This window comes from Bradyrhizobium sp. SZCCHNGR1005, from assembly GCF_032489995.1.
GTDB lineage: Bacteria > Pseudomonadota > Alphaproteobacteria > Rhizobiales > Xanthobacteraceae > Bradyrhizobium.
The window spans coordinates 97,169-110,078 of the sequence record NZ_JAUEZC010000002.1 but is presented as its reverse complement, the minus strand read 5'-3'; the positions used below and the strand labels follow the sequence as shown (position 1 = coordinate 110,078).

At 59.2% G+C, this 12,910-nt stretch carries 12 protein-coding genes and 1 pseudogene; 6 read left to right on the top strand and 7 right to left on the bottom strand.

Annotated elements, in window-relative coordinates:
- Positions 1–13 precede the first annotated feature (13 nt).
- The 3 genes and pseudogenes from QXZ85_RS06695 to QXZ85_RS06685 all read left to right on the top strand — a co-directional run.
- Positions 14–118, top strand: a pseudogene (locus QXZ85_RS06695) (Crp/Fnr family transcriptional regulator); the annotation flags it as partial.
- Between the two features lie 298 nt (positions 119–416).
- The gene (locus QXZ85_RS06690; protein ID WP_315769380.1) at positions 417–710 is read left to right on the top strand and encodes a hypothetical protein; all 294 of its coding nucleotides are present in this window, start codon (positions 417–419) and stop codon (positions 708–710) included.
- Positions 711–1,901: 1,191 nt separating this feature from the next.
- Complete coding sequence (locus QXZ85_RS06685) at positions 1,902–2,903, top strand: sensor histidine kinase (RefSeq protein ID WP_315702631.1); 1,002 nt, start codon at positions 1,902–1,904, stop codon at positions 2,901–2,903.
- Between the two features lie 141 nt (positions 2,904–3,044).
- Here QXZ85_RS06685 and ppk2 read toward each other — a convergent pair whose 3' ends face one another.
- Positions 3,045–3,833, bottom strand: coding sequence for a polyphosphate kinase 2 (ppk2, locus tag QXZ85_RS06680; RefSeq protein ID WP_315744176.1), 789 nt, complete (start codon positions 3,831–3,833; stop codon positions 3,045–3,047).
- 337 nt (positions 3,834–4,170) lie between these two features.
- Between ppk2 and QXZ85_RS06675 the strand changes: the two genes are divergently transcribed.
- Positions 4,171–5,034, top strand: coding sequence for a transglutaminase family protein (locus QXZ85_RS06675; protein WP_315769379.1), 864 nt, complete (start codon positions 4,171–4,173; stop codon positions 5,032–5,034).
- Positions 5,035–5,956: 922 nt separating this feature from the next.
- A complete protein-coding gene (locus tag QXZ85_RS06670; RefSeq protein WP_316165110.1) occupies positions 5,957–6,733 on the top strand; it encodes a sensor histidine kinase in 777 nt (258 codons plus the stop codon).
- Positions 6,734–6,928: 195 nt separating this feature from the next.
- Here the strand turns inward: QXZ85_RS06670 and QXZ85_RS06665 are convergent, their stop codons facing one another.
- From QXZ85_RS06665 to QXZ85_RS06640, 6 genes are all read right to left on the bottom strand, one after another.
- On the bottom strand, positions 6,929–7,177 hold the full coding sequence (locus QXZ85_RS06665) for a hypothetical protein (RefSeq protein ID WP_315702636.1): 249 nt from the start codon (positions 7,175–7,177) through the stop codon (positions 6,929–6,931).
- 1,043 nt (positions 7,178–8,220) lie between these two features.
- Positions 8,221–8,739, bottom strand: a complete 519-nt coding sequence (locus QXZ85_RS06660; protein ID WP_315702637.1) for a hypothetical protein — start codon at positions 8,737–8,739, stop codon at positions 8,221–8,223.
- 246 nt (positions 8,740–8,985) lie between these two features.
- Positions 8,986–10,023, bottom strand: coding sequence for a fatty acid desaturase (locus QXZ85_RS06655; protein WP_316173802.1), 1,038 nt, complete (start codon positions 10,021–10,023; stop codon positions 8,986–8,988).
- Between the two features lie 372 nt (positions 10,024–10,395).
- Positions 10,396–11,172 (bottom strand): sensor histidine kinase, encoded by a 777-nt coding sequence (locus tag QXZ85_RS06650; RefSeq protein ID WP_315703161.1) that lies wholly within the window; start codon positions 11,170–11,172, stop codon positions 10,396–10,398.
- Between the two features lie 98 nt (positions 11,173–11,270).
- Positions 11,271–11,654, bottom strand: coding sequence for a response regulator (locus tag QXZ85_RS06645; RefSeq protein WP_315703162.1), 384 nt, complete (start codon positions 11,652–11,654; stop codon positions 11,271–11,273).
- A 160-nt stretch (positions 11,655–11,814) separates the two neighbouring features.
- Complete coding sequence (locus QXZ85_RS06640) at positions 11,815–12,015, bottom strand: hypothetical protein (protein WP_315702639.1); 201 nt, start codon at positions 12,013–12,015, stop codon at positions 11,815–11,817.
- A 378-nt stretch (positions 12,016–12,393) separates the two neighbouring features.
- On the opposite strand from QXZ85_RS06640, the gene QXZ85_RS06635 reads away from it, so the two are divergent.
- Complete coding sequence (locus QXZ85_RS06635; protein ID WP_315702640.1) at positions 12,394–12,654, top strand: DUF1488 domain-containing protein; 261 nt, start codon at positions 12,394–12,396, stop codon at positions 12,652–12,654.
- The last annotated feature ends 256 nt before the right edge of the window (positions 12,655–12,910 follow it).

The following is a 12,910-nucleotide window of genomic DNA, read 5'->3' as shown; positions in this document are numbered from 1 at the left end:
GCCGCCTTCATAAAATAAGTTCCGCCGGCTCGGGTTCATCAGCTACAATAGAGAGGTCCATAGCTCCCTCCTGAGCGCCGTTCTGATCGACAAGTCTGAAATAGTCCGGAAGGACTGACCGACGCGCGACCAAAGATCGATACGGCTGGAAATGCGCGGCATCCATTTGAAGATCAGGGATCAGGGCTAACTGGGCTCGTCAACGGTTTGTCGTCTCTGTTGCCGGATTATGAACGCGGCTCATCGCCGGTCTTCCGCACTCACGATCCGTTGGATCGCTGCAAGTTTCAGCTTGCCAAGCGCATTGTATTGATCGCGGGACGGACTTTGATCTTCTTCCGGCGGTGCTGGACGGTGGCAAATGCCGTTGCTTGCGGAGAAACTCGTTTCAAGTTCGATAGAGCAAGGTGATGTGCATGAATGTATTCAAGATAAAGATCGCACGCATCGAGATGATTTCGCCGAATGAACGCGGCGAGGACATTCGCCTGACGTTCCGATTCGAAAGCGGTCAGACCAGCTTTGACTTGCCAATTTTCCTGAAGTCTTGCGAGTTCGACGATACGGAGATCGTCAAGGTGGCCCGAAGCAGATTGCACGATGTTTTCTGGCAGCTTTGCAGCCAGTGCGAGGATTGGCAGCTGACAGACGACGAGCGTCGGGAGCTCGCAAAGATCAGCGTGCGGCCTGGCGTCAAGGCGTACGAGTAGGTCGGGAACACAGCCGTCTCTGCATTGGATGCATGCCGCTGAAATCAGCTTTTCGCTCCGGCAGCGATGCGCGGATCAAATGCAGCTCTCCAAGGGGCGAGACGAGTCGGGTTTCGAATAGGAGTGAGCAAAATTGGACAGCGACGGCAAGCTCGATGTGATCGGGTGAGGGCGAACGTCGCGGGCCGCTCCGCGACGTTCGGGCGGCCCGAGATCGCGACCAGTGCCGAGCTCGGGCCGTTGTTGTTTGCGCTTACAAGGGGACCGAGGGAAGCAGTATTCCGCGGCTTTCGTTGGCGCGATCGGGGTGCAATCCATGACCGCAGCTCCCGGTGTGCTGATCGAAGGCCTCGGGGATCTTGGCGCTGTTCGCCCAAGCCGGCGGTCCCTACCGGCCGGAAATGACCTGCGGCTGTTGTCTGCTGCGTCATCGGCCGGCTCAGTGACCGCGATCCGGCATCGAGGCATTGAGACGTTTGCGTCGTCATCCCGTCATCACCGTCAGCATCAAGGCTTGCGGCAATCGCGCGCCGTCGTAAGCGAGCCCTTCCTCGAACAACAGCCCAGTCCGGCGTCCCTACCGATGCCAGACAGGACTTCAACCTGTCCGCAAGAGCAGGCCAGGTGCCGCCTCGCCCGATGCCTAATAGCGTCCGTCAGTGACTGTGTTCGGAACTTCGGACGCCAAGCCAGGTTCCAGGCCCCATGAAGTTGCGAAAGTGCCTCGTGTGCGTGCCAGGAGGGCGTCGAGATGGCCGGTTTGCCGCGCACAAAACTGTAAGCAGGGTTCCGGAGGTCGTGCTGCAGGATTGGCCACGCCCGAGCTTGGGCTTTGGCGCCGCGACCGCCAGAATCCCCCAATGCGACCGCTCGGCCGAAATATGGGTGCGGTACCCACTCCAGGGGGATATAGTTACAAATGCTCGAAATCGATCTTCGCACAAGCCGACACTCAGGCGGCTCAGAAGCGCACCAGGACTTCCTGGCGGCAGAGGCCGAGCAATCCACGCGCCTGCAACGCAACGTTCCTCAGAGGAGCTTTCACCGCGCTCCCCGAACCGGCCACATGGTCCATCAGACTGCGACCGGCGTTGTCACGGCTGCGATCGACAAAGCTGCGGCGGACAGGTGAACGGGAGGCCCGCGCTGGGCTGACAGAAGCAGTCGTCCAACCAAGGGAAGCAAAACCGAATGTCGTCCGATAACATGTCGATGCCGGTTTGGCACGAAAAGCACCTGCGTGCTGCGACCCACGCTGCCGGCGTGGCCTTGTGGGCCTGGAACGTGGATACGGACGCCATTACCATGGACGAACGCGCCTACGACCTGTGGGCGGTTTCGAAGACCGAAAAACACATCACATTCGAAATCTTGTCCAGGAATATCCATCCTGCTGATCTGGAGCGGGTCAGGTCGGCGTTTGCCGCTACTCGCGCAATAGTGGGCGCTTACGAGATCGATTTTCGTATCTTGTTTGGCAGCGACATTCGTTGGATCTCCGCGCGCGGGCAAGGTGACGATGCGGACATTGCCGATCGAACTATGTTTGGCATCTTTCTCGACGTCACCCAACGCAAGCAAGCCGAGGAAGCGAACGAATTGCTGGCGGGGGAGATGAGCCATCGAGTGAAGAACCTTCTGACCATCGCAACCGCGCTTACTCAATTTACATCGCGTTCGGCCGCAACCAAAGAAGACATGGCCCATGAGCTAACAAGCCGGCTGATGGCCCTAGGACGTGCACAGGACCTCATTCGCCCGGGACCGGGCAGGAAGAGCGAAGGAGCGCTTCTTGGCGACCTCGTCTCCGTCTTGCTCGCGCCCTACGACGAAAGAGGAGCGAGCGTCCGCATTCGCGTTGCCGTGCCGAAGATGAATGTCGGCGAGAGGTCGAGTACAACGCTCGCACTTGTGTTGCACGAATTGGCAACGAACTCGGCGAAATACGGTTCGCTGTCGCTGGCAAGGGGCACTTTGGACGTGTCGTGCAATGCCCATGACGACGAAGTCGTCATGACCTGGACCGAGCGGGGCGGTCCGCCTCTCAAGGCTCCCGCGATGCTCAACGGCTTTGGAAGCAGCCTGATGCAGCGGACCATGGCAGCCCAGCTTGGGGGCTCCATCGCATTCGACTGGTCGGAGGAGGGGCTTGTCGCTACGCTGATCATGAGCAAGGAGAGCATCGGAAGGTGAGCAACTTTGAGACCTTCGTCCGGTAGCGGCCGGTGCATGTGAATGCAAGACCGCCGCAACAGCGTCCGCTCCGCTCTCGAAAATGCAGGCGACACGATCTCGCTCGATGCAAACTGAGGCATCAAGGCAAGCCACGCCACCTTAAGCCTCGATCAGGCCACGCTCATAACAGGCTTTGTCGTAGGGAAAAACCACCGCCGGATCCGGCCTGTGGAGGCGACGGTGCTTTCCCGGATAATTCAGCCGCCACAGCATATCGCGAATAACATTAAGTCGCGCATGTTCCTTGTCGCCGGCCCGGACCACGGTCCAGGGCGAGCTGACGGTGTGCGTCCGCTCCAGCATCTTGTCCCGTGCCTCGGAATAGGCTTTCCAATACTTCTGCGCCTTGGCATCGACGGGGCTCATCTTCCATTGCTTCAGGGGGTCTTTTTGGCGGTCGGCAAGCCGTCGCTTCTGTTCCTGTTTCGAAATATCAAGGTAGTACTTGAGCAGGGTGATACCCGAACGCTCGATCATCGCCTCGAAAGCCGGCACGGTCTCGAGGAATTCCTCGGTTTCCTTCTTGCTGCAAAAGCCCATGACACGCTCGACTCCGGCCCGGTTGTACCAACTGCGATTGAACAGCACGATCTCTCCCGCCGCTGGCAAGTGCGAAACGTGTCGCTGGAAGTACCATGAACACCGTTCCCGATTGCTTGGCGGCCCCAGCGCCACGACGCGGGTATCACGCGGGCTTAGATGTTCGACAATCGACTTGATCGTGCCATCCTTGCCGGCGGCATCGCGGCCTTCGACGATGACAAGGATACGCTGGCCGCGCTCAATCACGCAGCGCTGCAGCTTGACGAGCTCGATCTGCAGCCGGACCAGCAGCGCGTGATATCTGTGGCGACTCAAATGTTGCGGAAGTGCTGGCCGGTTCTTCATGGTTCGTTCCTTCCTGGTCGCCTCACCATCCAGCGTCGGCGCGATGACACGAGGTGGTCCATATATTTGCAGCTCTCCGACCAGCGGTCAGGTCACGCCTGTCGGATCGCGATCGCACTGCGAAGCTGATGTTGTGCTTGCACTTCGGCGGCCGTCAACATAGCCGCATGAATGAATCGCGACGTTCTTGCTCGGTGCCTCGTCCGCAAGCCCACCCAGTTTCGGCTGTCCGGACTCCGGATCGGCATTTGCGTGGCACGTTCAACTCGGCCATACTTCCCGAGAGCGTCACCGGATGAGGGGCTTGGCCCAAAGGCTGCCCCGATCGGAGCTTTCGTTGATTACCCTGAAGGTTCTTCACACGACGTCCTATCGATTCAACGAAAACGTGCGCCTGCTGCCGCACCGTTTGATGCTTCGTCCGCGCGAGAGCCGCGAGCTTCGTTTGATTTCGAGCAACATCACGGTGACGCCGCCTGCGACTTTGACCTGGGCGCACGATGTGTTCGGCAATGCAATCGCGACGGCCACGTTTCAGATGACGGCCTCCAGCCTGGTGATCACCAGCGCCGCAGAGCTTCAGCTCGATGCGGTTGCATGGCCGGTGTTCGATATCGCCGTCTCGGCCATGTCTTACCCATTCCGCTATTCCGATGACGATTGGACCGATCTCGGCGCCCTGGCTCTCCCCCAGTTCTCGGATACGGCGGGGGTCCTGCGAAATTGGGCACAGATGTTCGTTCGAGGGAGTCGGACTGATACGCTATCACTGCTGAAGGACCTCAGCGTCGGCGTTTCTGAAGCTGTGCAGTACCAGAGCCGCGAGGAGGAGGGCACCCAAACGCCGGTAGAATCCCTAAATCGTGGCTGGGGGTCATGCCGGGATCTCGCGGTGCTGTTCACCGAAGCAGCACGCATGCTCGGGTTCGGAGCCAGAATCGTCTCCGGCTACCTTTACAATCCGGAACAGGACAACGTCGGATCGAGCGGCGCGGGATCAACCCATGCGTGGGCGGAGGTCTTCGTACCGGGAGCCGGCTGGATCACATTCGACCCGACGAATCGTAGCCTCGGCGGCTTCAACTTGATCCCGGTCGCGGTCGCGCGCGACATCCGGCAGACGATCCCAGTGTCCGGCAGCTTCGTCGGCAGCATCGGCGCTTTCGCCGCGACGTCTGTAGAAGTTCTTGTCACATCTTAGATCGACGGGCTTTCAGCGGCCTTTCTGGTCAACCGTTCGGCTTCAAGGCGGTCGCGCTCATGAAGGACGGTCGCTGTCGAGCCTGGACTTTTCTGACGCGCCTCGCGCCCCGCAGCCTGGGCGATGGCCACGGGTGCCGCATACGTCACGCGGTAGATCGGCGGTGAATTGCGGGCCGGCTATAACCAATTGATTCCCGCCAACGGCAACAGCCGTTGAAGGATCGCGGCTAGGCAGATCAGCACCACCAACAATTTGAGAAGACCTGCCAGCCTGGATTCATTGACGAACTTGTCGATGGCCCAGAAACAAATTGCCCCGACAACGCAAATGATCAGGATCCCGATTATGAGTGAAAGCATGGAAGCCCCCGTGCGGCCGTGGTAGCGACGCGCGCGCCACCGCGGACCAAAAGAAAGATCGGCACTCGCTCGTGCGCAGGACACTGCTTCGCGAACGTCTCCGATCGTCGAAGCTGAGTTTGTCCAATTGATACGCGCTCACGTTGCGCTAAATCAATTGACGCAATCTTTCCTGGATCATTCTTATGCATCGTTTCCGAAGACGCCGGCTGCACCGAAGGCGGCCGCGCTACCCGAAAATGTTTCGGAGATGCCGTGATGAACAGATCGTCCAAGACGATGCCTCTGCGCTCGTTGTTGCCACCACGCGGTGGCTCGTCGGGCTTGGCGCGTCGGCTATAGCGGCGGTACGGCATCGGTGCAGGCATCGCTGGCGCGCTGATCGGCGGGCGGCTGAAAAAAGCGCGTTTCGGGCGAAATACGGGACGCAACAGCATCAGGGCTCGCAAGGCCGGGCGCCGGATGAAATTGACTTGCATCAATTCGACGTTCTTGCAAGGCCCTAAATTCACCCTGTGGTTGAATGCAATAAGAATGCCCGCTCATTGGGAGCCGATGTCGTGAATAATGAGCGTTCGTCAGGCGATCCCGATCTACCTCCGGGGGTGATTATTCAGCGCTCGGATCGACATGTGCCCCGTGCGGAGTCGATGGGCGACCGGCTTGTGGCGGTTCAATTGCGAAGGGCGCTTGCGAAAGCCGAGGCGCGACTTCTTCAACAGGACGAGTTGATTCACAGACAAGAACTGCTGAAAGCGGAATCCGATCATCGCCTGTTGAACGATCTCCAGATGATCATCAGCCTTCTTGCGCTGCAGAGCCGCAATACGACCAATCCCGAAGCGGCCTCACAATTGGCCGCGGCGGCTAATCGCGTTTCCATGATTGCTCGTATCCACCATCGCCTAAATTCCTACGATGGTGTGAGAACAATCGAGTTCAAGAAATTCCTTCAGGATCTTGGACGCGAATTTTCTGCGATGTCGTCGTCGGACGCCTCTCTGGGGAAAATCCGCGTCGAAGGTAGTGAGATCAATTTGCCTGCCTTCACCGCTATTCCGCTTGGCTTTATCGCCAACGAGTTGATCACGAACGGGGCAAAGTATGGCAAAGGCCGGATCGCCATCAAGTTGGAGCCGGATCCGAAATATGGCTATGCGCTGTCGGTTTCCAATGATGGCCCGGCTTTGCCCGAGGGGTTCGACCCCGCCGCCGGCAAAGGGCTGGGAATGAAGATAGTTCGATCCTTTACCGACCAGATCCGCGGTGAGCTACGGATCGGTCGCGGCGCGGATGGTCAGGGCGCGCGATTTACCGTGCTGTTTTCAAGCGGCTGAGCATTGGAAGAGACCCCTTTGGACAAAGACCGCGCCATCGGATCGGCGAAGCAAATCAAAGGCACGGTCCAAGCAGGGTGACGGGGCTCGGCAAGATCTCCCCTAAGTGCGCCAGTTGTCCGTCAGCCGTCTTTTGAATTCGGTTTGATTTCAATCGAACCATCTCGACAACCGGAGAGCTTCTGGGCCCGGCTGCTATCGCCGGCGGCCGATGGCAACTCCCAGCAGGAAGGCGACTAACAGCGAACCCAAAGGGGCTTCGCGCGCGATATTGCTCAAGATGCTCAGCGGCATCCCTGGCTTTCGGCCCGCTTCTATCGCGCCGGCAACCCGATGGGCTGTCTCCTTCAGAGCTTCAGAGACTTCCGCGATGGAGGATTTCGGCTCTTGAGCAGGATCCAAGCCTTCGTGGGGGAAAGGGGCCAGCGGCACATCATCACTCATGATCCAATCTCCAAACCCGTTGTCGAAGCGTGAACTGCCCGGATATATCCCATAAGCTATCGCGCCCGCCGCGGCGGCCGCGTCAGCCGTTGCGCCAAAGCAAGGCCGGGACGACGGTGCTCTCGACCTTACCGGCGAACTTCTTCGCCGAGCCGCCGATCCGATGGTTCTCCACGCGAACACTCCCTCAGATGAGGTCTTGGAGAGCTAACTGGCCAGATCAGGCGACGTTCCTGCGCGCACCGAAGGCCAGCCGTCAAATGTGGTGTGATTCAAGCTGTCACCATTCCACCCGCGCCGCTCGACCGGGCTGACGAGGATGGGCATCTGAAGACCATTGCGATGCACGGGGCCGATCCTCGCACGGCTCAGTACCGTCTGGATCTTGAGGGAAATCAGGAGATGGCAGCGGCTACCGGTACTTATTTACTGGTCTGGCAATCACCGGCGGAAAGCGCCGGTCCGGCCGTTACCCAACGCCAACCAGGCATTATGTGACGCGGTGGGCTGTACTCTCGCTGCCGCCCCAATCCATTAAATATTCGCTAATGAGCAGAAAAGAACAGCGCCGTGACAGCGATGATTTCTAGACTGATGCCATCACCGTCCCATCAAGGCATCGACCGGTGACTGGGAGCTCTGTACCGCTCCCGCCTGAGTTTAGGTGAGCATCATGCCTTCCTTGGCAGTCCTGTTCGACGCAAGCCGCATGGCAATTCAGCCCCACACCTGCCCTCAATGCCTGGGTCCAATGGTCCTGATGGACATAAGGCCCTCTCAGATCGGATTCGAGATCCGCACGTTTCGGGGCATCGATTGCGATCACGTCGATAAGTTCGTCAGCGAAACCAACTCGATGAAGTGGATCAATTCCGGGCTGCGAGCGCCGGTTTAGATCTCAGCATGCCCTTTGGACAGCCGCCTTCCACTTCGTTTCAGCCTTTCAGGTGCGGGCCGATCGTCTCCGGTCGCGCGACCACCATCGAGGTCGCGATAGGCTTTCACGTATCTGGCGGCGCATTTTCTCAGCCATGCGCCGACGTTCAGCGCGATCGCCAAGAAAGACCCTTTTCCTTCTGCGAAGCGTTGAATTCGAGGACGTATCTTCGAATGGCCTGCTTGGCGTTGAAGCGCCAACGGCGCACGAGCTGCCATGCCTGCTGAGACACGACCCAGTCCTGGGCTTGACGAAACATGTGGTAGCACCAGGCAAATGCAGGAATCGACATAAGCTTATCGCGGCTGATGCTGAATAGACGCTCAACAAGCAAGAGCTTGAGTAGCTCGCCTACGATGAGGGCCATAAGCCCGGCAACGACGTGACCTGTCGCCGTCAGGTAGGCGGCAACAGGCTTCACAGGTTCAAGCAAAATGACCGGTAAGATGAACAGCGCCAGAGTAGGATATGGGCGAAGCGACACGATCCATGCGCGTAGGCTCTCGAAAGCCCGGCAGTCCGCCAGCCAGCGAAAGACAGGTTTCAAGAGCGTGAAAAAGACCGCGTCCACCAGGAAGTAGATGGCGGCGATCAGAAACACAAAGGGTTTGAATATGCGGCCCAAGCTGGTTCTCCAGCGAACCAAGGCGCGAACCTATCAATGGTTCACGAAATATCGCGACGAATTATAGGGCCGCAACGGAACCTCAGCTCGGCGCCCAGGCGGGCGGCCATACCGGGCGCCAACGCCATATTGCGCTAAGCTGATTAATATGCACAGACGCCAGCCGGGTCGGCGATGGACCCGCTCTGTGTGATGCAAACGCTGCATCAATCCGCTCGCCGGCTCCGAGGATCTCGCGCGGGTCGGTCACGCGAATGGAGGCTCTTTCAAACTCGGCTTTTGGTGATTACGTGCCTCACGGAAGGAAATGAGCCGCCGTCCCTTCTCGTCCCACAAGGCCCTCGGCACACATCGCAAACTCTCGAGGAGTGTGATCCGTCCCACCGCAGCGAGTTCCGGATGATCCCGGAGCACGTCCGGCAGCCGATAGCTGGGAATTCGACTGCATAGATGGTGGACGTGGTGGACGCCGATGTTCGCGGTGAACCAGCGCAAGACACGCGGCAACTGATAGTGTGAACTGCCATGGAGCGCAGCTTCGTGAAAGCGCCAGGCCTCATCACGTGACCATGAGGTGTTCTCGAACTGGTGTTGGACGTAGAACAGCCAGACACCGATCGACGCCGCCAGAACCATGATCGGCAGATGCACCAACAGGAAGGGCCCAAGGCCGACCAGCCGAATCATGCCGGCGATCAGAACCGCGATGACGACGTTCGTACCCATTGTGCTCAGCCACGGCCGCCAGCCGCTACGCATCATCCCGATCGGCAATCGATGCCGCAAGACGAACAGATACGTGGGGCCCACGCCAAACATCACAATCGGATGCCGATACAGACGATAAAGGATCTTTCGCCATCGAGGCTGCGCGGCAAACTCGCTCACGGTCAATGTGTCGATGTCGCCAGAGCCCCTATGATCGAGATTGCCCGAATTCGCGTGATGCCTCGCATGATTGCGCCGCCAGTAATCGTAGGGAGTTAGCGTAACAACGCCGATGGCTCGGCCGACCCAATCGTTCGCAAAGCAGCCGCGGAAGAACGACCCGTGGCCGCAGTCATGTTGGATCATGAAGAGACGAACGAGCAGGCCCGCCGCGGGCACTGCCAGCAGCAGACCAATCCAATGGCCGCGCACGACCCCAACGGCCATCAGGGCCCAGATGACAGAAAAGGGGACTGCCGTGATGACCAACTCGAAAATGCCGCGCGCGTTATTGGGTTGGCGATACCGGGCAATCCGCTGCGCCAACGCGCGGGTTTCTGGTGGGTCTTGAACCATGTGTAGCTGCTTTCGGATTGGCTCGCCAAAGCCGCGACGTCTTCGACGGCCGGACTGATCATGACGAACCCGGGTCCGGCACGACGTAACCTCTGACGGCCGATGCCGCACCGATCTCGACGCACGCTATCGCCGGGCGTTGCGGCGATCGGGTCTTTTGGAACCTTGCCTGAAGAGCTCGACGCACCGTTTAATATTAATCCACGTCTGGAAGTCTTGCTGAGCAATATTGATCAGCGGCTGGTCAGGCGGCGCGCGATCTTGCTGCTTTGCCGTCCGGTCTGTCGCACACCCTTTGCCAAGGTCGCCGCAAAACAGGGACGGCCGGAGCAGGGAAGTTGGTTCCGCTCACGCGGCCGCCTTGCGCAAGGGCTATGTTGCCGGGGAACTCAGCGCAGCTATCGGCACATCGAACGTGTACGAGAATCCCGTCGGCGCATAGTTGAGTTGCACGTCGCCTCGCAACTGCGTGCCGATCGTCTCGATCAGCCGTGTTCCGAAGCTGCGCCTTGCGGGGGGCTGGACGACCGGACCGTTCTTTTCGGTCCAGGTGAGGTGCAAGCGCTGCGTCGCTTGGTCTATCGTCCAGACGATGTCGACGCGCCCCTCCGGGACCGACAGAGCGCCAAACTTCGTGGTATTGGTGCAGAGCTCGTTGAGCGTCATCGCAACGGCGATGACGGCGCCCGACGTCATCCGGATATCGGGTCCGGTGATCGAGAATTTCGACTCGTCGGGATTGTCGAAGGCTTTGATGGCGCTGCGGACCACCGTGCCGAGATCGGCGCTGGACCATTTAGCCTGCAGAAGGAGATCGTGGGCCCGGCCCAGTGCCAAAAGCCGGCCCTCGATGGCGTGCTGCGCGTGCTCGACTCCCTGCACGGTGCGTAGGCTCTGGGAGACGATTGCGGCGACGGTCGCGAGCGTGTTCTTGATGCGGTGGTGCAGTTCTTCGAGGATCAGCTTCTGCAGCTTGTCGGATGCCTCGCGCTCTCTGGCGTCGATACCGGCCTTCGCAAGCAGACTCCGCGTATTGATCTCAGCCTGCGCGAGGAGCAGCCGCAGGCTGACATTCTCTGCCGCCAGAAAGTCCTGGTGGAGTTCTGCGCCGCCTGGGCGCTTGTCTGTGCGGAGATCAACTTCAAGCATTTGCAACCGTATCACCTTGGACTGGGTACCGCACTTGATTTCGGCCGAGCGTTCGCATTGAAAGGTCTGGCGGTATCCGGCGCCAAAAATCACGAGATTCACACACGGCCGATCATGCTGCGCATCTGGGCAATGATTTGCCAGGCTTGGATTGGTTTGCCAAAAAATCTGCTGCAGGGGGGAAGGTCGATATTCGATGGGTTCAATTTCCCCGATACCAGGATGATCTTGATCGCCGGCCAGCGCTTATGCACGGTATGGGCAAGACCCAGGCCGTCCATGCTGCCGGGCAATTGAATGTCGGTGCATATGAGCGCGATGTCGGACCTGGATTCCAGGATTGCGACGGCTTCATCGGTATCCAGAGCTTCGAGCGGCGTGTAACCGGCGTCTTCCACCATGTCGACCGCACGCATGCGGAGCATCATCTCGTCCTCGACGATGAGAACGACGGCCGGACTGCGTGAAAGATCGGGCACCATCGGATGGGCATCCACTGGAAAACGAGTGTTGATCGAAACGAGCGATCGATCTGGGACAAGCATCTTGGCGCTCCTACGATCCATGCCCGGGTGCTCTTTTCCTAAATGCCCGAGCTGGCGCCTGGACGGTGGAGCAGGGGAAGAAAATAGCTCTCAACCGTCATTTGACCGGCACGCCGACCTTGCCGCAGAAATGCTCGATCATTTCTGCGGCGTTCTCCAGGATCGTAGCCTTTTTCATCGCCGCCGCGCGCTCGTCTCCCGGCGGCATCTTGCGGGCGCTATCCAGGGCGTCTGCCGCCCGGATGTTCAGCCTGCAAGCTAACGACGATTGGACGCTGAATTTGGAGATGTCTGACATCGGAACCGCCTCTAGGTCGCGGCGGGAGCACAATGCTCTCAGTCACCGATAACAGCCGAGGGGCGCGCGGTGATATTCAAGATATAGTACCGATCCGAGGAATAGCGAGGCCTGGCGCGACCATTTGCTGTGACAGGATCGGGCGGGGTTGCAATCCGCTTTCACCATAGCCAGTTGAAGGTAGGTGCAACCGGACCGATTCACGTCCCTCCCCTGGCACCAAGCTTTGGCGACTGCACATCTTGTCAGCGTATCGACCGGCTGCACGCGAGTGCGTCGGAGACAGGATCGGCTATCGCCATCGAATATGCCGCGACGCACATCGCGTGCAGCCGGCACGGAGGTTTCGTGCAGCGACAACCGATTGGGCCCGACCACATGATTGAATTTCCGAACCACAGCCGTTCATATGACCGCACGCGGCGTGCCGTACGATTTTGGGGGCACGACAGCGCTATCGAGGCATCGTTTTTCATAGAGGAGGATGCGCTGAAGCGAATCCAACCGGATACCGGCTACGATGAATCGGGTTTTCTGCACGCGTTCGATTCCAATCGCGACTTGATATGCGCCGCCGCTGCCAAGATGTATGTCCGCGGCAGCAGGGGCTCTTACGATCTGGTCGCGGCAAATTTTTGAACCGGTCCTGCTTCCGCGGGGCTCGACGCTGATCAGCGAGCGAAATTGCGCGACGAACGAGGAAACGACGGCCTTGTGGAGGAATTGTCCTTCTCGCGCCTGTCGCGATCGGGACCGCTTTGGTTTGCGAACGATTGCGGGGACGAACGCTCATCGCCTGGGAAAGTCGGGATAGATCACGTCAGGCGCGACTGAAGCATCCGGCCCGTGCCATCGAGGATCATTCCAAGTAAAAAAAGCCGCGGACTACTCCGCG